Origin of the sequence: Streptomyces fagopyri (assembly GCF_009498275.1) — a bacterium.
Classification (GTDB): Bacteria; Actinomycetota; Actinomycetes; order Streptomycetales; family Streptomycetaceae; genus Streptomyces; species Streptomyces fagopyri.
This window is the reverse complement of the sequence record NZ_CP045643.1, coordinates 1,445,163-1,463,912: the sequence shown is the minus strand read 5'-3', so window position 1 is coordinate 1,463,912 and position 18,750 is coordinate 1,445,163. Positions and strand designations below refer to the sequence as shown.

Genomic DNA, 18,750 nt, shown 5'->3' with positions numbered 1-18,750 from the left:
CCCACGGAGCGTGCTCCAGACGATACGGCGGACCTCCCGTGCGCTCGAGTGGCCTCTTTCCGTCGCGCTGTGCGGCGAGGGCCGTCTCTGCCCCGCTCACGGCGCCAGCACTACCCTCCCGAAGACCTCTCCCGCGTCCATCTTGCGGTGGGCCAGAGCCGCCTGGTCCAGCGGCAGCACCTCGTGGACCCTCGTGCGCAGGTCCCCGAGCGCGGCATCGGCGAACTGGGACGACCGCACGGCATTCCGGTCGGAGCCGGGCACGGTGTCCGAGCTGAAGGTGGCGAACGACAGCGATCTGCGGAAGGCATCCATCAGCCGCGTGCCGAAGTCCGCCGGCGGCTGCCCACCGACCACACCCACGGCCACGTACCGCCCGTTGGAGTTCAACCTGTCCAGGAAGAGGGGAAGCTGGGGTCCCCCCACGACATCGATCACCACGTCGAAGCCCGCCGGCGCGTCCTGGCCACCCTCACCGGAGCGGTTCAGGACGTGCGTGGCGCCCAGTTCCCTCAGGCGGGCGCCTCGCTCGGCCGACGAGGTGGTGACCGCCACCGAGCCCGCGCCGTTCCTGGCTGCGAGCTGGACCGCCGTGATCCCGATGCTGCCCGCCGCACCGCGCACGAGCACCGCCTCCCCGGGTGCGAAACGGGCCCGCTCCAAGGCGAAGTGGGCGACCACGCCGGAGGCGCCGAGAGCGACCGCGTCGGTGCTGGTCAAGCCGTGGGGCAGCGGCAGCACATCATCAACCGAGGCGACGGCCTGCTCGGCATACCCACCGGACAGGCCGGTGAACGCCCATACCCGCCGACCGATCCACGAGGCGTCCACACCCTCTCCCACCGCGGTGACGCTTCCCGCGACCTCGCTGCCGAGGAGATGGCCCGCCCGGAAGCCGTAGGCAGCGAGCGTTCCCCGGCGGATCACGGCGTCCACACCGCCCACCCCGATCGCCTCCGTGGCGATCCGCACCTGCCCCGGAGCGGGAACGGGTACGGGCACATCGATGACCTCCAGACCCTCAGGGTTTCCGAACTCCCTGATGACGACGGCTTTCATCTCTGCTCCTCGGCTGTGGACGGACGGACACAACTGCTGCGACCGTGGGTGTCGAATCGGCCCCACCGTCGGGGTCACCGGCGGATTGCCCGGGCGGGGCGGCGGCACCGCCATCGGACCGTAACGGGCGCCTCCGTCCGTCTGGCTGAAGTGAGAGACGATGACTGGCCAGTTGCCTCAGACCGTGCGCTCGGATGCCCGCGACAACCGGGCCCATATCCTGGACGCCGCCCGCGCGGTGTTCGGCGAGGCGGGCCTGAGCGCACCCATGCGCGACATCGCCCGGCACGCAGACCTCGCCCCCGCCACGCTGTACCGGCATTTCCCGACCAAGCAGGCACTGATCGCGCAGACCTTCACCGAGCAGCGCCGCGCCTGTCACGCCGCCGTCCGCGACGCTCTCACGGATGCGGACCCGTGGCACGGATTCCAGAACCTGATCCAGCGGATCTGTGAACTGCACGCGCGCAGCAGGGGATTCGCCGACGCTTTCATGACGGCCTTCCCCGAGGCCATGGACTTCGCCGCCGACCGGGAGCGGACCCTGCGCGCGGTCGCCGAACTGGCCCGCCGTGCCCAGGAGGCCGGCGAGCTCCGCCCCGGCTTCGTCGTCGACGACCTGGTCCTCATGCTCACGGCCCACCAGGGCCTCCAGCACGCGCCTCTCCCGGTCCGGCTCACGGCCTCCCGCCGGTTCGCCGCCTACGTGATCGAGGCGTTCCGCGCCGCACCGGACACAGGTGCGCCCACCCCCTGCCGTCGGCACCACGCCTGCGGCACGCGCGCTCACCCACGACACTGTGAATCCGACAACCCTGCTGCCGGCGGACCTGATCGCCCGTAAGTGAGCGTTTGATTCTCTGATGTCGGGAGTCGGCTTCTTTGGGTTGGATATCAATAACCATAGCGGTCACTTCCAACCGTCGAGTGAGAGTCTGCAAATTGGTAGGGACGCATTTGCTGCGGCGGGAGTTCACTTCTGATGGATAGATTGGATGAGTTGGCATCGCTCGACCTGCGATCGCTTTCTGAACTCCTGGCTGCACACACTCCGACCATCTCTGAGCTTGGGCGTGGTCAGTGGCTTGGCGTCGTTGAGCTGATGATGATGCGCCTGACTGACGAGTGCGGCTCCCTGTCCGCGGAGTCCTGGGCTACCTGTTCGTTGGCGCTCACCTACGCTCTCGAAGCCGCGGTGGCCTCGGGCTCCATTGATGAGACCGAGAGCATAATTCGCCGCCTAAATCTCTCTGCAGCCTTGTTGCAGCGGATTCCGTCGAATTCTGTGGTTGACATCCTGAATCCGAACCATTTAATCGACCTCCTATTTCAAGAGCTCCAGATGTCCGTAGAAGAGGCTCGGGAGCGGGCTATCCATTGGCGTGCTCTCGGCATTGTCCAGATTCGACTTCTGCGGACTGTCAAGAATCTCGTTTCGCCCGCTCTGAGTCTCGCGAGAGTGGCGTCCAGAGAAGAGGTCGATGGGCGATTGAAAGCGTGGGAGGAAGTAGTTCCTTTGCTTCCGTGAGTAGCTAACCAAGAGGCCTCGCCAGTACGACTTCTGGCGGGGCTTCTTGCGTCTTGACGGTAACGTCAGCGCACTGGTTCCGCACAAAGCGGCGTGCCTGGGCGTCTGCCTTCGGAGTGAGCCGTGGCGCCAGGTTGTCCGTTCACCGCTTGAGCCAGTCGTCGGTAAACGGTGCGGACAGGACGTGTGTGGAGCGCATGCGGGTGATGGCTTTGGCGTCAGTGGGGGTTGCCGCGCGGACCGGTGGCAGCCTATCGGTGGGAGGGCGGCACGGTGTTGGGCGTGCAGGCATGCCCGGGTCCGCAGGTCGCGTTCGACCGGCTCGGGGTCATCGTGGGCGTCGCCGTAGGCGATCCCGCTCACGTGGCTCTGTTCACGAGAACGGGTTCTGGCTCAGCTTCTGTGGACCTGTTGCGGAGCGTTACTGGTGACGGCCCCGGTGGCGTGCACCGGTGAGCGATCGTGCAGGCTGGACACATGGCCAGCCGCGTTGAGAAGTACCTCGCCCATCTTGATCGACTTTCCGGAGGAAGGGAGCCCCGCTTCTTCCCTGTCGACTCGACCAAGCAGGGGCTGCGGGGCGTGACGGAGATCGTCTACGACAACCTGCCGGACGGGCTTCTCACGGCGCTCACCTATGGCTTGTCGCTGGCAGAACACCCGGACTGGCGGCACGGCTCGCCGGAACTCTGCCTCAGTGTGAACTCGACCAACGTGATCTGGGCTCATGCGGTGGGTTTCCTCGCCGAGCAGCTCCGTGGAACCTGCCCATTCAGTTACGGCAGCACGATCAACTTCGGTGAGCGCATCGTGCCCGAGTCAGAGATGACGGCATTCTGCGTGTTCGCGCCGCTGGTCCTCGACAGAGACGACTACCTGGGCATCGACGTCGGCATTTCGGGACACGAGGGCCACGACGTGATCAACATCCAAGGGATGTACCCCATCCACGAGGTCGAGCGGCAGTTCATCAACGAGCAGGGGCTTGAAACCTTCTGGAAGAGCGACTGGGAGCCCACCAACGTGCTCCGGCGCCCCGCGATCTGATCTGGGGAGGGCAGCTGGTGGACAGCATCAGGCGAGCAGGACTCGCTTGCGCAAGAGCGCGAAGCCGGCTCGGCCGAACATCTGGCGCTTGAGCATCTTGATCCGGTTGGCATGCCCTTCGACCGCGCCCGAGCTCCAGGGCAGCGTCAATCCCGCGGTGACGGCGTCGAGATCGCGGTCGATGCCGCCGGCGAGGGTGTGGAGGCTGGGCAGGTCGTCCTGCCGGACAGCGTCGAGCCAGGCTGGCAGGTGTTCACCTTGGCGCTGCGTGAGCATGACCGCGAAGGAGCGGACATGCCGGGTGAGGGCGTCGAGCTCGGGACAGTGCGTGCGGAGAGTCTTGAGCTGGAGCTGTTCGGGCTCGGTGAGGGTTTCCGGGCGGCTCAGGATCCACCCGGAGACGGTCCGGGGCGACGGTGGCCGGGCGGTCACCAGCCGCGGCGAGGTCCGATTCTTGTGCAGGTAGGCACGGACGCGCTGGTAGCTGCCCTTGTAGCCGAGCGGCACGATCTCCTCCCACAGCTTCCAGGCGTTGGTGAAACCCTCGTTCCACCGGTCGTCCAGATAGGGCTTGTAGTCATCGAGGACCGAGGGCCGGTTCTGCCACTGGTCGGTGAACAGTTCCTCCGGGACCGCAGCGTCGGCGAGCTGCTTGACGGTCCGCCAGGTCATGCCGAGCTGACGCTGGATCGAGCGACGGCTGTGCCCGGCCTCCAGCAGCGCGTGGACGGCAGCGTGCCGGGCCCGGGTGCGGTCAGCGAACCGATGCCCGGTCGGCCAGGGTGAACCGGGCGGTTCCTCTTCCGGGGCGGGCTCCGGCTCGGGTCCGTGGGCGGCCGGGACAAGGGCGCGGAGGCAGCTGCGGTGCTGGGCGACGGCCCGTTCGGCGGCTTCGCTCAGGTTGTGCCACAGGTGCCACCGGTCTGCGACCTGGATGGCCTGCGGGGCGCCGGTGGAGGCGCCTTCGGCGAAGAACGGTGCACGGTCGCGGCAGACGACTTCGATACCCGGCCGGTCGGCGAGCCAGGCCGCCAGGCTGGACGCCTCCCGGTCCGGCAGCAGGTCGATGGGACGGCGGGTTTCGATGTCGACGAGGACGGTGCCGTAGTGGCGGCCCTTGCGGGTGGCGTACTCGTCGACACCGACCACACGCGGTGCGGCCACCTCGGGATCGGGTAGAGCGTCGACCAGCCGGAGCACGGTACTGCGGCTGACGGACACCCCGAGAACGCGGGCGATGCGGGCCCCAGCCCGGCCCGCGAGGGCCAGACCGACCGCGGCCAGGGTGGAGCGCAGCCTCTCGGTCCGCTGACCGTGCCGGCGTGTCAGGCCGGGTATCTGCTCGACGAAAGCACGGCGAGTGCATCCCGGGTTCCCGCAGGCGAACCGACGGACCCTCAACTGGAGAACAACGCTTCGGCCACCGCTCGGCACATCAGCGGGAAACCGCAGGTAGGAACCATGAATCCGGTTCGACCAGACCCGACAGACTGGGCACACGGCGCCGTCCGCGATGCATTGCGCATCAACGCGCACTATCTCGATGTTGGCGTCCACCGACAGCACCGCGACGTCCGCGATCGACGGGAACAGCAACTCCTTCAGCCGGAGCGCAACGTCTTCCACGGCCCCGAACTTCAGCCCGACCGCCTTGCCCACGGATCATTTTCGGGCGACTTCACGTACGGCTCGAAGGAGCTCGGATCTCACTCATAGTGGCCGCGTCACAGAAGCTGAGCCAGAACCCGTTCTCGTGAACAAAGCCACCGCGGCGACGACAGCGCAACGGGCGTACAGGAAACCGTCGGCAGACTGCGGGAAGGGCTCGCCGTTCCGGTCCGTCATGTCGGCGACCGGAAGCGTCCCGAACTTCTCTTGGTCCATGCGGTGGAGAGCCTCGGCATGACGTTCCGCGAAGCCGACGGTGTCGGAGACGGAACGGCGGCTCAACTCCTCGGCCAGGCGCAGGCAGCTCGCCTCCGTGGCTTCGCCTTTCAGGGTGGCTATCAGTGTCCAGAAGGCGGCCCATGTCATTGTCACTGGCGCAGGATGCCAGAGCCGTCTGACATCCAGGGCTGACATCAACGCAGTCAGACGGCGGCATACGGCAGCACCCCCGAACGACTGCCGGACCAGCCGTCGGCGGTCCCCGAGGCGGGTGCGGATCGAACTCCCAAAGCGGTTGTCGCAGGACCATCCCCGCGTGCGCGGGAGTAGACACCCTCGGGCAGCCAGTAGAACTCTGCGTCGGGACCATCCCCGTACGCGCGAGGATGGTCCCGGACCCCAGAAAACGCCCTATGCGGAGCTCGACTGCTCCCCGCACCCGCGAGGATGGTCCCCCCCACGAGGCTGCTCTTCGCCTTTCCCGGGTGTCACGAGGAGGGTGCGTCGGGCGGGTTCTCGAGGTCGTGCCACTCCCGCTCCATCTGCCAGCGCCCCTCTTTGCGTAAAGGCGCAGGCAGAGCGTCGCCGCGCCTTTAGGCCGAGAGGATTTAGATCACGTGCTCTGTGGCGGACCGGCTCCCGAAGGCGGAGGTACTTTCCTCGTGGCTCTCGACGGTCACAGTAATAGTGACGACGTCCAGAGCGTCCCGAATGCGTACGCACGGGTGTGTCAATCCCGAGTCCTGCACCGTCCTCAATGCCACCTGTCTGGCCACGCTGCGGATGCGGTTTCGCGCCGGATTTGGTAACCGGCTGCTTTTCTTGGCTGGTTGTGCGGTGAAAATCTGAAGCTAAGACTTGTCCCGTAACTGATGGGCGAGCCAGGTAGGGCATGACCGGCAGCCCGGAGTCCGCGGCAGCGAAGGTGCAGTGGCAGGATGACGGCTTCGACCATCTTGAGAGGCCATCCTCGTGCCCACGCCTGCCGACTACCTCGCACTGGCGCATGCCGAGAAGGACAGCTTTGTCCTGCAGCAGCTCGCGCAACGTCCGTACCCTTTCGTCTGGCAAGCGCTGGCGGCCAATCCCCACACCCCGCCCGAAGCCCTCCAAGAACTGAGCACGTCCCGAGACAGCGTCTGGAACGACAACAAGCTTCTTCTCCTGCTGGCAGAGCACCCCGGCGCGAACCCCGTCGTTCTTCGAGCTGTCCTCGAAGCCGTTGCAGCGAAGCTCGAGGAGGGCGAACGCCCCTACGCCGCCGTACTCGCTCTCGCCGAACGGCTGGAACTCGAGGTGAGGAGGCTCGGAACCCTTCGTGGTGCCTCTGCTCGCCTACGCCACCTGCTGAACATGCGGCTGAGCGTCCGCATCTGAGTCACCCCTCTGGATCACGGGTGAGATGATCTTGATGTGGCTGGTGTGATCACGGCGTCGGAGCCGTCCTGGATAGCCCCGTTCACCGGGCTGAGCCCGCGGCAGCTCGGCAAGCTGGTGACGGTTCTGCGGCGCGAGGGTGCGGACGCGGTCCGCAAGGGCCGGCCGTGGAGCCTGCCGCTGGAGGACCGGGCACTGCTGGTTGCGGCCTACTGGCGGACAAACCTGACCATGCGCCAACTGGCCCCGCTGTTCGGGGTTTCCAAGTCGGCGGCGGACCGAATCATCGATCACCTCGGGCCGATGCTCGCTCTCCAGCCCCGCAAGCGGTTCGCGAAGGACACCGTGCTGATCGTGGACGGCACCCTGGTACCCACTCGCGATCACACCGTCGCCGAGCGGTCCAAGACATCTCATGTCTCTGGCGGGTCAAGTAGGCGCTTAGGCAGCAAGATCGGTGGGTGGTACGAAGGCACGGTCGGGGTCGAACAGCGTGCGGTGCTGTAGGCAGTGGAAGAGGCAGCCGAGCAGCTTGTTGAACAGGTTCCTGAGAGCCGCGGTATGCCGTTCTCCACCAGCACGCCGTCGGTCATAGTGGGCACGTGGAGCCTGCGTGCGCAGGGCTGCGAAGGCCCACATGTGCCCGGTTGATGCCAGTCGCTGGTTCTTGACGGTCCGGGCCACAACCACGTGGCTGCGGCCGGAAGCCCGTGTGACAGGAGCCGCACCGGCGTATGCCTTCATGGCTCTGGCATCCGCGAAGCGTTCGCGGTCGTCTCCAATCTCGGCGAGAACGCGTGCTCCAGAGAGCACCGAGAGCCCTGGGAAACTGGTGATGATCTCGGCATCCGGGTGCGCGAGGAATGCCTCTTCCGTCGCCACCGCCAACTGGGCCACGCTGACGCAGGCGGCGTCGACCTGCCGGATGAGTGCCACTGCCTGCTGTCCCAGAGCCTGTTCGACCTGCGGCAGCTGCCGCAGGGAGTCCGCGCGGAAGTTTGCCCGAAGTCGCTCGACCTCGGCTTCGATCCCACAACGTGGACGCTCACCGCGCTTGAGCAACGCGCGCAGCTGGCTACGGGTGAGCTTGGCGGCGTCGGCCGGCGTGGGTGCGGCAGTCAAGATCACGCGGGCGCGCGGCGAGTCGAGTCCGGGTTTTCCAGCGCCGTGAAAGGCAGTGAGGGCGGCTGGATAGTACTCGCGAAGGTGTGATCGAAGCCGGTTGATCATCTGTTGCCGGTCCCAGATGGCGTCCTGGTGAGCGCGGGCCAGGACGGCGACGGACTGCCCCGCTTCGCTGTCGTCGGGCAGAGGCCGGTGAGCATGCCGGTCAGTCCGGAGGATGTTGGCCAGAACCCGGGCGTCCGCTGCGTCGGACTTGGCTCGGGAGACGCTGGCGCGGTCGCGATATCGGGCTGCGGCCAATGGATTGATTGCGTAGATCTGGCGGCCGGTGGCCCGCAAGGCGGCGACGAGAAGCCCGCGGGGCGTCTCGATGGCGACCGGGATCGGTTCTGCTGCGCTGTCACGGTGCTGAGCCAGAAGTTCCATCAATGCGTGGAAGCCGGAGCTATCGTCGCTGATCCGTAGCTTTGCAACTTGGGTTCCGTCCTGGTCAACCAGGGCTATGTCGTGATGCCCTTCCGCCCAGTCAATGCCGCAGAAGATCTTGTTCAACCCCGTGCCTCCGTATGAATCTGCAGGTTGGACCTGTGCGGAGCACGCGGCGCTCTACTGAGATTGCAGGCGTGATGTCGTCCGTGTGAGACCGGTCCCGGTGAGGCATCCGTCGATGATGTGGCTGCGGTATTGGATTTGGCGGAGGCCGTGCCGTAGCCGGCGGATGAGGTCGTCGGGGTCGGTGAAGGCAGTGTTGGCCTGGGTGGTCCGGCGGAGTACTGACCAGATGCCTTCGACGGGGTTGAGGTCGGGTGCGTAAGGCGGCAGGTGGTAGGCGGTGATCCAGTCCTGTGCGTCGATGAAGGCCCTCATGCGGCGGTCTTTGTGGACGTTGAGGTTGTCCCATATGAGGACGATGGGTCCGTCGAGCTGCTGGTGGGCGGCGATGAGGAGGTCGCGGTACTCGGTCCAGGCGAAGCTCTTGCGGCCGCCGCTCTTATGGTCGGTATGCCGTTTGGGCCGGTAGATCAGGCGGGAGCGTTCGCCGGGCCGGTAGCAACACAGGGCTGCCACGGAGAAACGACGCTGGGAACGGCCCCTCACCCGGATAACCGGGGTGGATCCGTGTCTGCCCCACGTGCGTGAGGTCGGCGGCGTCATCGAGAATCCGGCCTCGTCTTCGAAGACGATCCAGGCACCGAGCGCCGCCGCGGTGGTTCCAGATGCGGCCACGCATCCTTCACCCAGCCGGCAACGGCTGCCTCGTCGCGCTCGACCGCACGACGGCCCGGAACCTGATGGCTCCAGCCATGCCGCCGCAGCATCTGGGAGACCCCGGACAACGTCATGGACTTGTGGAACCGTCGGCCGATCAGCGTCTTGATCCGATCGAGCGTCCATCGCTGGTCCGGCCAGCCGTGCGCGACCGGGCCCTTGACCAACTCCTCCTCGAGCATCGCGAAGAGCCGGTCATTCAGCTTCGGGCGGGACACCGGACCGCGGGAACGGAGCGCCTCCCGGCCGGCCTCCCGCCAGGAATGCCTCCACCGCTGAACCGACCGAACGCTGACCCGTAACTCCTTCGCGATCTCCGTACTGCCCCGCCCGTCGGCGAACGGGCCCTAACCCCGGATTTTGGACACCGGAGACACTTGGATCTTGATGGTCCAGGAGAACGGAGTCCCTGTGGGGATGAAGCACTACCCCGCCGAGTTCAAGGCGGACGCGGTCACGTTGTACAGGTCGAAGCCGGGAGCGACGATCAAGTCTGTGGCCGGTGATCTCGGGGTGAACACCGAGACGCTGCGGAACTGGATCCGGGCCGCCGACGGACGTCGTTCCGGAGCCCATTCCTCGCAGACAGCCTTCGTCCCGGCTGGTGGTGACGCCGTCGAGGCGGAGCTGGCCGCTGCCCGCAAGAGGATCCGTGAGCTGGAGGAAGAGCGCGACATCCTTCGCAAGGCGGCCCGGTATTTCGCGACGGAGACGCGCTGGTGAACCGCTGCCAGTTCGTTGAGGATCACCAGCGCCGTCACGGCGTGAAGCGGCTCTGCGACATCCTCGGCCTGGCCCGCTCCAGCTTCTACTACTGGCGCCGCACCGTGGCCGCCAGGGCGGCCCGGCAAGCCGCCGAGGCCGAGCTCGCCGCCCGGATAGACAAGATCCACCAGGACTCCGACGGCACCTACGGAGCCCCCAGAATCACCGCCGAACTCCGCGACGAAGGCGGCCCTATGGTCAACCACAAGCGCGTCGCGAGAATCATGCGGACCATCGGGATCGAGGGGGTCCGCCTGCGCCGCCGACACCGCACCACGCTCGCCGACCCGGCCACGGCGAAGGCACCGGACCTGATCCAACGTGACTTCACCGCTGCCGCGGTGAACACGAAGTACGTCGGTGACATCACGTATCTGCCGGTCAACGGCGCGAAGCCGCTCTACCTGGCCACCGTCATCGATCTCGCCTCACGCCGCCTGGCCGGGTGGGCGATTGCCGATCACATGCGAGCCGAGCTCGTTATCGACGCCCTGGCGGCCGCTGAGCAGACTCGCGGCAGTCTCGAGGGGGCGATCATGCACACGGACCACGGCTCGCAATATGCGAGTAGAGCCTTCGCTGAAATGTGCAGGTCAGCTGGGGTCCGGCGAAGCATGGGAGCGGTCGGGTCCAGCGCGGACAATGCCGCTGCCGAGAGCTTCAACGCCGCCTTCAAGAGAGCGACACTCAAGGGCCGCAAAGGCTGGCCGGACAAGCGCCAGGCCCGGCTCGACGCCTTCCGCTGGCTGACCCGATACAACACCCGCCGCCGGCACTCCCGCCTCGGCCAGCGGTCCCCGATCGCCTACGAGGACGACTTCCAACCAACAGCAACTACCCTGGCCCAAGCCGCATAGACGTGTTCAAAATCCGGGGTCAAGGCCCAACATCGCGACCGCTTCCATCCGGACCCGCTCGCGGAACGCTTGCCTCTCCGCGGTCAGACCCCCACCCTGCGGATACCTCATACCTCATACCTCATACCTCATACCTCATACCTCATACCTCATACCTCCGGCCTACCGCGACGATCACCAACCGTCAGCCCCTACGACAAGACGACTTCAAGGTCAGTAATAGAAGTGCTCAAGGCACGCCATCTCATGAGCCGTTCGTGTCTCCAGCGACCGACAGGGACCTCGGTCTGCTGGAGAGCTCATGGCTCGCGAACTGCTGAGAGGTGGCCCCTGTCGGCGGGCTGAGGACATGAAACCTGGATCCGAGCTCCTGCCGGGCAGGACCGGTCTTTGACGAGAGATCAAGGTCCCGGAACTACCGAAGGTCTCCGCCCGGCAGGGCCTGAGCGAGGCAGAGCCGGTCTGAACACAGGGATCAAAGCCTCAGAACGGCGGCAGACTTCCACCTCGCACCGGGGCCCTTGCACTGCCGTGCTCGGGCTCACCGATGAGCTATTAGAACTACCGGTACTCGACAAACCACCAGGTCGTCATCGACGCCGACACCCGCCTCGTCGTGGTGGTTGGCCGCCCCCTGCCCGGCAACCGCAACGACTGCAAGGCATGGGAGGAGTCCGGCGCGAAGGCCGCCGTCGGCACGACCATGACCATCGCCGACGGCGGCTATCCGGGCACCGGGCTCGTGATGCCCCACCGACGACGCAAGGGCAAGGAACTGCCCGGCTAGAAGCAGGCCCACAACAAGTCCCACAAGCAAGTCCGCGCCCGCGTCGAGCACGTCTTCGCCCGCATGAAAACCTGGAAGATCCTCCGCGACTGCCGCCTCAAAGGCGACGGCGTCCACCACGCCATGCTCGGCATCGCACGAATGCACAACGTCGCCCTCGCCGGATAGACCACCCGCCGCACAGCAGCCCCCCATGCCCGAAGCCACTCAGAGAACATTTACGGGACAGCCCCTTCTCCGCGCAGACACGTACCGCGACGGTGCCGGCAGCGAAGACTGGTAGGGGCCATCCCCGCATGCACGGGGAGCGGCCGAGCCCACCTGATCACCGGCGGCGCGTCGGGGCCATCCCCGCACGCGCGGAGAGCAGTTCACCGGCACCACGAACATCATCGACGAGGCGGGGCCATCCCTGCATGCGCGGGGAGCAGTTCACCGGCGCACACGACTCCCCGGTGCCCCCCGCGGGGCTGCTCCTGCGACCGCGAGGATGCTCCCACGGAGACGATGAAGCCGACGCGAGCGGGATCCGCTCCACACGTCCGCAGGGATGTCCCGACATGAGTAGCGGGGGCCTGTGGGCGCTCTGGCCCGGAGCTCTTCGTGGTCATGCGGGCTGGCCGGACCGGAGCGGGGGCGGCGTGCAGCCCCTGGCGCTTCGGGCACCCCCGCAACGTGGTCCGGTGTTGCCTCTGCGGAGCCGGACACCGTGCTGAGCGGGCTTTGCCGGTCGCCATCGGGTCCCACTGGTGCACCGGGGCCAACTGCGCGACCGGCCTCCTCCTGACCATGCCGCCTATGAGCTCAGCCTGGGCGTGGTGGCCAGCGTCTGGAACCGGACCGCGCGGGTCTGGCATGCCGGATCCTGGAGGCTGATGGCACCGACAGCTGGTGCCGACGCTACGTGTGTGCAGGAAGACCCCGGTGCGCCTCGGCGGGAGCGGAAGGCGCCAAGGAGCAGAAGATGGTGTTGCCCTACGGCACCGGACGGTAGCCGTCATAATTGGGGGTATGGCAGCCGCACCGCAGCAGTACCCGATCCCCGTGTCGTCCCCTGCAGGCGGGGCCGGTGCGTTCGAGGGCTCTGGCGGCACGGATCTGGAGTTGTACCGGGAAAAGTTTCGGCGGCGGTTGCCGGATTCGCTGGATGATCTTCAGGGGCCGACAGAGGGATGCGTGGAGCCGCCTGCCACCGTGGTCTGGTCCGGGCTGCGAGTCTTCGATCTTGCCAAGGAACGTCAGCGGATGAGTTTGTATCGCATTGTCCTGGCGGAAGGCATGCGGGGCGATCTGTCCGCTCTCCTGAACCGCGGCATCCTCCTGCACTCGTGGCCCACGCTGCGAACCCTGGTCTCGACCACCATTCGCAGCGTGTGGGAGGAACAGTTTTCGGAGCTGCGGGCGCTGGCCGAGGTGCCTCCGGCCCGGCGACCGCGTACCCGCCAGGGCCCGGCGGCAGCGTGAGACTCCCCGACCTGCACGCCCGCCTCCTGGCAGACGTCCTGGCCATCGGCTCCCCTACCCCTGGTGATCACCGGCGGCTACGCCGTTCAAGCCCACGCACTGATCACACGCCCAAGCCAGGACCTCGACGTCGCCACCGAAAACCCTGCCCCGATGGACGAGATCGTCCGCACTCTCACCGAAGGGCTCACCGAACGCGGCTGGCAGCCTCAGGTGATCGAAATCGCCCCACTGTCCGCGCGCCTCAACGTCACCGACACCCGCGCCGGAACCCAGGAGACGTGCGAGGTGGACGTCCTGAAAGAAGTATTCACCCGGCCGGCCGCCTCCTCCGCCTACGGGCCCGTGCTCGCTGAGGAAGACGTGATCGGCACCAAGGTCCGAGCACTGGCCGAACGGGGCGTGGCCCGTGACGCTTTGGACGTTTTCGCCGCCTCACGCCGATGGCCAACGACCGACCTCGAGGAATTCGGCCGCCGCCACGCCCGCGAGCGATTCGACCTGGAATCTCTCCAGACCCGGCTGACCGCTATCGCCTGGATCGATGACGCGGAACTCGAGGCATACGGCGCGACTCCCGAACTGATCGACGATCTGATGGCCTGGGCCCAGGAGTGGGCCGACGACCTCGGCCGCCGACTACTCCGCGACCAGGACCTGGATTAGACGCAGCACCCGCGTGCCGGGGCCACGCCGGCCGTGGAGTCAGTCGCCGACGCTCCACGAAGGCGCTCTCTCGACGACCCCCAGCCGCCTGTCATCGTGTCCAACCCCAGCACTGCTCTCGGGCGCTGACCCGGCCCGGCCGGTCGAAGCCCGACCATCCCCGCGTGCGCGGGGAGCAGGAATTCTGGGACCAGCGCGCGAACTGCGCGTCGGGACCATCTCCGTGCGCGGAGCCGATGGCCTGACGGCCTGGTTAATCCCCCACATCATCGGGACACCTCCGCTCGCGCGGGGATGGTCCCGGCGCCGACTACTCGGCCGCCGGAGCGGCAGGGGTGACCGAGGAGGTGCGGGAGGGGAGAGAGAAAGAAAGCGAGGGGGTGGGCTGGCGGAGAGCCGGTGCGTTCGACGTCCAGCCGCGTACGACGGTGAAAGCGGGCGCCAAAATGGGCGACCCCGAGGCCGCCCGTGGCGGCCACAAGCGCTCCCTGGCTGCGGGCGACCACGTGGAAGCAGATCCCGCCGGTGAACCGGTCCTTGGCCGCGTCGCACATACCGGTTTCGCTCGTTGCGGTCATTGCTCGGGCTCGGCCGCATCGGCGGCGGGCAAATCAAGTCGGACGGGCGGAGAGGTGAAGGTCAGATTGGTGAAGTCCCGACCTTGCACGACGGGCCCGTGCTGGGCGCCGCCGCTGACGTTGTTGGTCACCGTCCCGTCTCCGGTGCGCACCAGGCGGGCCTGCTCCTGCCAGGCCAAAAGTCCGCTCCGGAAATCCTCGTCCAACGCGGCCCGAACCGCCAGCACCGTACTCAGCGCCTGAGCCCGGCCCTGGTCTGCCGGATTTTCGGCCAGGCGCACCAGTTCGCCCTCCCCGGAACTGGATGCCGCCGGGATCCGGCCGCCGCCATCTCGGCGGACCGGACGACGCACCAGCGCGCTTAGCCCTGCCCATGCCTGCCTGCCGACCTCCCCGCCGGCCCCGCCCGCCAGTGCTGCCAGCAGTCCCACTGAAACCGGGTCCATCCCGAACCTCCTGTACCCGCGACAATTCCGCTTCCGGTCAACGAGCAACGAGCGACGGATTCTTCACCCTGTCCCGGACAGTCTCGGGCCGTCCTCCGTCAAGCTCGCACGGAGCTTCGCGGAGACCTCTTCCCCCTCCGAGTGCCCCATGTCGTGCAGAACGCGTCTTGCTTCACGCCATGCCGTACGAGCCTCTTCCGAATTCCCATATTCTTGAAGCGTGTCACCGAGATGATGCAGCGTGGCTGCGTAGTAGTACTGATCTTCGAGTTCGCGATAGAACTCTATTGCGGTACGGAAGCAAGAGATGGCCTGCTCGAAGCTTCCCGTGTGATGATACGCGTATCCCAGACTGTCAAGCGTGTGCGCCTCATAGGTGGGATCGTCTAGAGTTCGCAAAATAACAAGTGCCTGCTCGCAGTTGTAAACCGTCGCTTCATAATTCTGGAGCATCGCGTGGTACCAGCCCATCGCGTTCAGGGACCGTGCTTCTCCTGCCCGGTCGTCACAGGCTTGGTAGAGGGCGAGAGCACGTTTCCCATGCTCCAGCGCGGCTGCGTAATCTCCCCTCTTCTCGGAAAGATATCCGAGCGCATGATGAACCCGAGCCTGGCCTCGCTCGTCACCCAACTCCACAAATAGAGCCAGCGCCTTTCGGTGATTCTCAGACGCCTCATCGTAGCTCTGCAGCTGGGCCAGCGCGTTGCCCAGATTGCGATGAGTGATGGCCTGAGCCTTCTTTTCGCCGGTTCGCAGCGCGGACAGCAGCGCAACGCGCTGGATCTCCCGGTAGTCGTACCAGTGGCCGCCTCGGTGAAGGAAAGTTGTCGCTGACCACGCCAGCCATACAACCTGTTCGTCCAGATCGTTCTCTGCCGCATAGCGTGCGGCGGACAGCAAGTTGTCGTGCTCGGCCGCAAACCAGTCCTGAGCTTGTTTTCTGTCGACGAGTGAAAAACTTGAGTGCCGGTCACCTTCCTCGATCTCTATCGACTCCCTCAGAGGATCAAGGATCCGGTCACCGGAGTGGCTGATATGTAGATAGAAGTCGAGCAACCGTTGCATGGCCGGCTTCAGATCCAGCTCGTCGTCGGAGCGGGCAACTTTCACGGCATACGCCCGCAACAAGTCGTGAAGACGGTAGCGCTTGGGCGAGTACTCCTCGACGAGGTGAGCCTGGGTGAGCTCGGTGAGCAACGTGCTCACCGCGGTGGGCGGCATGTCCGCCAGAACGGCTGATGCGTGGACTCCCACGTCCGACCCCGGCGCCACACCCAGGAGCTCGAACAAGCGAGCTCCCTGGGGCGTGAGGAGGCGCGAGGACCACGAGAACACAGCCTCAACACTGAGGTCCGTCTCGTGAAGGTTCAGGGCGTCGAGACGCGTACGCTCATCCAGTAGATCCTCGGCGAGGGAGCTGATCGGGAACTGTGACAGGGCCGCGGCTCTGGCGGCCACGATACTCAGCGCGAGAGGGAGCCGGCCGCACAGCTGGATCACGTCATCGACCGCAGCTGGCTCGGAGTCGACCCGCTCGCGCCCTATGCGCTTCGCAAGGAGAGCTCTCGCATCGTTGTGAGACATCAGATTCAGGATGACGCGGTGCACCCCCTCTCTGACCACGAGACTGTCCACTCGATTACGGCTCGTTATCACCGCTAGGCACGACGGACTGGCCGGCAACAGCGGCCGTACATGCTGCGCATCGCGTGCGTTGTCAAGAACGATCAGTACGCGCCGACCGTCCACCGTGCTGCGGAACAGGGCGGCCTGGGCGGCCAGATCAAGGGGAATCCGGCCGGCTTCGACACCGAGAGCGGAGAGAAAAGCGTGCAGTGCCTGCTCGGGCTCGACCGGAGATCGTGTGTCGAATCCTCTCAGATTGATGTACAGCTGCCCGTCGGGGAAATGACGGGCTATCTGGTGCGCCCAGTGAATGGCCAACGCGGTCTTTCCGATTCCGGCTGTGCCACTGATCGCCGTGATCGCGACCACACCTGATTCGTGATGGACATCATCAAGAGCCTGCCCCAGTTCGGTCAAATCAGCAGAGCGGCCGACAAAATGACGAGTGTCCACGGGAAGCTGCCGAGGTATTGGCCATTCTGGAGGAGAGTGGTGCAGATGGATCCCGCCGTGGATAGTACGAGCCTGGACAAGAGGACCCATCACGGTTCCGGAAACCTCGTTGTGAGTACCAGTCGAGATCCCATCCGCGTGGCGTTTTCCGCTGCCCTCGTCTGGCACGAAAATCCCCTTCCTTGCTCGCAGGGCACAGAACCGGGATGATGGGCTCATCGACGGGGACGGCCGCGAACCCGCCCGACAGTGGGGCGCGCTCACTACAACTTGCCCATTGATTCCCCTCGCTGGGCGATTGCACACATGGTCTTGGCCCAAGGAAGATCACCTCGCCGCCGACGAGGAAAAGTCGCGGCATGGCGTTGAGTGACTCGGATCTCCACCGGCTCAGGAAGTACATGGCAGCACATGGCCATCCCCATGACGCACAAAGCGCATCCTATTTCTTCGACCCCAGCAGAAACAGCGGCAAGCTGCGGGAGAGTCACAGCTCTGCTGGCCCCAGCTGGAGGTCGAGGTCGAGAAGCCGGCGAAGTCCCGCGGATGGAGGCGATCCGCGCCGCGCGGCGTCTGGAGGTCCTCGCGGCACAGACCGCGTACTGGCCCGCCCGCGACGCCCGCAGGGACGCCAACCTCGTCCAGGCCGCCGCGGCGCTGGGCCTGGACGAGCGCGGGGCCCCCTACGCTGATGGCCCGCTTCGGGCGCTGAACCGCGTCACGGCGGGCAGTGAACTCCCTGCAGAAGAGAGCGAGTTGTGCCATCGTGGGATTGGTCTACTCCATCGCTCCTCCGTGGTGATGGAGCAGGCGCCCATGTACGGACGGCACTAGGGAGAAGCCATGATGCACCGCAACTTGTCCCTGCTGATCGCGGCGGGAACTGCTGCAACGACCATCGCGCTGGCCGGACCTGCCTCGGCAGCACCCGCTGGAGGAGTACTGGGACCCATCGGTTATTCCGCCGTTCCGGCGCCGGGCTGCTCGATTCTTGAAGAGGTTCAGGTGCAAACGGACGGACATGAGTGGATGAGGTGGGAGACCAACCCCACCTCCCCGTACTGCGAAGTCGATTTGGTGGACAACGGCGTCACGAAGGCCACCTGGACCATCAAGAACAACGTCCACTACACGAGCGCCTGGTATTACGACGGCCCGGGCCACTCCGAAAAGATCTGTGCGATCTCGACTATCCGTACTCGGCCCGTCTCGGGTTGCGGCCCGCTCAACTGAAGCGCACGGCCATCCAGTGGTGCTTGACCGGTGCCGTGGGCAGCACCCTGGTAGCGCTGCTCGCGGCGCGTCACCTGTCCCCATTGTCCTCCGGCCGCCAGTCGCGGTAGTCGCTGGTGCTGTGGCGGGTTCGGGCGCGTCGCCGTCCGGGATGTCGCGGTGAGGCGGTGGCCGTTCTCGACGGTCCGTAGGCCGACTACGTCGACGTGAATTCGGGCAGCTGTCGCCAAGCCCGGGCCGGATGTGAGGAGACTCGTCCCTCAAAGGTGACGAGACCTCTACGACGGGTGACACCTATGTGGGAACGCGAAGGGGCCCCCATGGAGCCGGACACCGGGCCTGGGGCCATCAAGCCGCGCCCCGACTACCCGCCAAAGACGCCGCCGTCACCTCCGCCCCCGCAGACGCTGGCGGCGTCATCCGCGCTGCCGATGCCTCAGCGGTCCGGTCGCGGAGGCCTACCGGTGATGAGGAACCGTCAAGGCGCCTCCTGGTCGCTGGAGACGCAGCCCTGGGCGCCGGGGAAGGCGTTCGCCGAGGTGACGGATCGGCTCGGCACATGGGGGCTGAAGAGGCCGGACGG

The 18,750-nt window shown here is 66.3% G+C and carries 13 protein-coding genes and 5 pseudogenes; 11 read left to right on the top strand and 7 right to left on the bottom strand.

The features are described 5' to 3' along the window. Positions 1-96: 96 nt before the first annotated feature. Positions 97-1,059 (bottom strand): zinc-dependent alcohol dehydrogenase family protein, encoded by a 963-nt coding sequence (locus tag GFH48_RS06230; protein ID WP_153287294.1) that lies wholly within the window; start codon positions 1,057-1,059, stop codon positions 97-99. A 160-nt stretch (positions 1,060-1,219) separates the two neighbouring features. Here GFH48_RS06230 and GFH48_RS06225 point away from each other — a divergent pair. The 3 genes and pseudogenes from GFH48_RS06225 to GFH48_RS06215 all read left to right on the top strand — a co-directional run bounded on the left by GFH48_RS06225 (position 1,220) and on the right by GFH48_RS06215 (position 3,634). Further along, positions 1,220-1,863, top strand: a pseudogene (locus GFH48_RS06225) (TetR/AcrR family transcriptional regulator). A 196-nt stretch (positions 1,864-2,059) separates the two neighbouring features. Further along, positions 2,060-2,587 carry a hypothetical protein gene (locus GFH48_RS06220; RefSeq protein WP_153287293.1) on the top strand — a complete coding sequence of 176 codons (528 nt, stop codon included), beginning with the start codon at positions 2,060-2,062 and terminating at the stop codon, positions 2,585-2,587. A 477-nt stretch (positions 2,588-3,064) separates the two neighbouring features. Continuing rightward, positions 3,065-3,634, top strand: coding sequence for a suppressor of fused domain protein (locus GFH48_RS06215; protein ID WP_153287292.1), 570 nt, complete (start codon positions 3,065-3,067; stop codon positions 3,632-3,634). Positions 3,635-3,661: 27 nt separating this feature from the next. On the opposite strand, the gene GFH48_RS06210 is transcribed toward GFH48_RS06215, so the two are convergent. After that, entirely contained in the window at positions 3,662-5,260 is a 1,599-nt protein-coding gene (locus GFH48_RS06210) for an ISL3 family transposase (RefSeq protein WP_153287291.1), read from the bottom strand. 84 nt (positions 5,261-5,344) lie between these two features. Then, positions 5,345-5,668, bottom strand: coding sequence for a DUF4240 domain-containing protein (locus GFH48_RS06205; RefSeq protein ID WP_153292749.1), 324 nt, complete (start codon positions 5,666-5,668; stop codon positions 5,345-5,347). Positions 5,669-6,493: 825 nt separating this feature from the next. On the opposite strand from GFH48_RS06205, the gene GFH48_RS06200 reads away from it, so the two are divergent. Together GFH48_RS06200 and GFH48_RS06195 are read left to right on the top strand one after the other, a co-directional pair. Continuing rightward, positions 6,494-6,898: a hypothetical protein gene (locus tag GFH48_RS06200; protein WP_153287290.1), complete on the top strand. Its 405-nt coding sequence runs from the start codon at positions 6,494-6,496 to the stop codon at positions 6,896-6,898. A 36-nt stretch (positions 6,899-6,934) separates the two neighbouring features. Further along, positions 6,935-7,321 (top strand): annotated as a pseudogene (locus GFH48_RS06195) (helix-turn-helix domain-containing protein); the annotation flags it as partial. An 18-nt stretch (positions 7,322-7,339) separates the two neighbouring features. Here GFH48_RS06195 and GFH48_RS06190 read toward each other — a convergent pair. Next, entirely contained in the window at positions 7,340-8,575 is a 1,236-nt protein-coding gene (locus GFH48_RS06190; protein ID WP_153287289.1) for an IS110 family RNA-guided transposase, read from the bottom strand. 54 nt (positions 8,576-8,629) lie between these two features. Beyond that, positions 8,630-9,633 (bottom strand): annotated as a pseudogene (locus tag GFH48_RS40275) (IS630 family transposase); the annotation flags it as partial. A 70-nt stretch (positions 9,634-9,703) separates the two neighbouring features. On the opposite strand from GFH48_RS40275, the gene GFH48_RS06175 reads away from it, so the two are divergent. From GFH48_RS06175 to GFH48_RS06155, 4 genes and pseudogenes are all read left to right on the top strand, one after another. Continuing rightward, positions 9,704-10,914 (top strand): IS3 family transposase gene (locus GFH48_RS06175; RefSeq protein ID WP_153287286.1). Its coding sequence is split into 2 segments (ribosomal slippage): positions 9,704-9,995 and positions 9,995-10,914, totalling 1,212 coding nucleotides; the frame shifts between segments, so codons are not numbered across the junction. A 559-nt stretch (positions 10,915-11,473) separates the two neighbouring features. Next, positions 11,474-11,869, top strand: a pseudogene (locus GFH48_RS06165) (transposase); the annotation flags it as partial. 843 nt (positions 11,870-12,712) lie between these two features. Beyond that, on the top strand, positions 12,713-13,165 hold the full coding sequence (locus tag GFH48_RS06160) for a hypothetical protein (RefSeq protein WP_228120398.1): 453 nt from the start codon (positions 12,713-12,715) through the stop codon (positions 13,163-13,165). Continuing rightward, positions 13,162-13,831 (top strand): annotated as a pseudogene (locus GFH48_RS06155) (nucleotidyl transferase AbiEii/AbiGii toxin family protein). The gene GFH48_RS06160 and the pseudogene GFH48_RS06155 overlap by 4 nt, the downstream one beginning before the upstream one ends. A 574-nt stretch (positions 13,832-14,405) precedes the next feature. Here GFH48_RS06155 and GFH48_RS06150 read toward each other — a convergent pair. Then, positions 14,406-14,855: a hypothetical protein gene (locus GFH48_RS06150; protein ID WP_153287284.1), complete on the bottom strand. Its 450-nt coding sequence runs from the start codon at positions 14,853-14,855 to the stop codon at positions 14,406-14,408. A 63-nt stretch (positions 14,856-14,918) separates the two neighbouring features. Next, positions 14,919-16,934, bottom strand: coding sequence for an ATP-binding protein (locus tag GFH48_RS06145; protein ID WP_194280510.1), 2,016 nt, complete (start codon positions 16,932-16,934; stop codon positions 14,919-14,921). A gap of 546 nt (positions 16,935-17,480) precedes the next feature. Here GFH48_RS06145 and GFH48_RS06140 point away from each other — a divergent pair. Both GFH48_RS06140 and GFH48_RS06135 read left to right on the top strand, forming a co-directional pair. After that, positions 17,481-17,768: a hypothetical protein gene (locus GFH48_RS06140; protein ID WP_153287282.1), complete on the top strand. Its 288-nt coding sequence runs from the start codon at positions 17,481-17,483 to the stop codon at positions 17,766-17,768. 9 nt (positions 17,769-17,777) lie between these two features. Then, positions 17,778-18,167, top strand: coding sequence for a hypothetical protein (locus tag GFH48_RS06135; protein ID WP_153287281.1), 390 nt, complete (start codon positions 17,778-17,780; stop codon positions 18,165-18,167). The last annotated feature ends 583 nt before the right edge of the window (positions 18,168-18,750 follow it).

Excerpts from the sequence above, each read along its gene's own strand:
- GFH48_RS06230 (WP_153287294.1), bottom strand. The coding sequence starts at position 1,059 with ATGAAAGCCGTCGTCATCAGGGAGTTCGGAAACCCTGAGGGTCTGGAG.
- GFH48_RS06215 (WP_153287292.1), top strand. The coding sequence starts at position 3,065 with ATGGCCAGCCGCGTTGAGAAGTACCTCGCCCATCTTGATCGACTTTCC.
- GFH48_RS06205 (WP_153292749.1), bottom strand. The coding sequence starts at position 5,668 with ATGACATGGGCCGCCTTCTGGACACTGATAGCCACCCTGAAAGGCGAA.
- GFH48_RS06160 (WP_228120398.1), top strand. The coding sequence starts at position 12,713 with ATGGCAGCCGCACCGCAGCAGTACCCGATCCCCGTGTCGTCCCCTGCA.
- GFH48_RS06150 (WP_153287284.1), bottom strand. The coding sequence starts at position 14,855 with ATGGACCCGGTTTCAGTGGGACTGCTGGCAGCACTGGCGGGCGGGGCC.
- GFH48_RS06140 (WP_153287282.1), top strand. The coding sequence starts at position 17,481 with ATGGAGGCGATCCGCGCCGCGCGGCGTCTGGAGGTCCTCGCGGCACAG.
- GFH48_RS06135 (WP_153287281.1), top strand. The coding sequence starts at position 17,778 with ATGATGCACCGCAACTTGTCCCTGCTGATCGCGGCGGGAACTGCTGCA.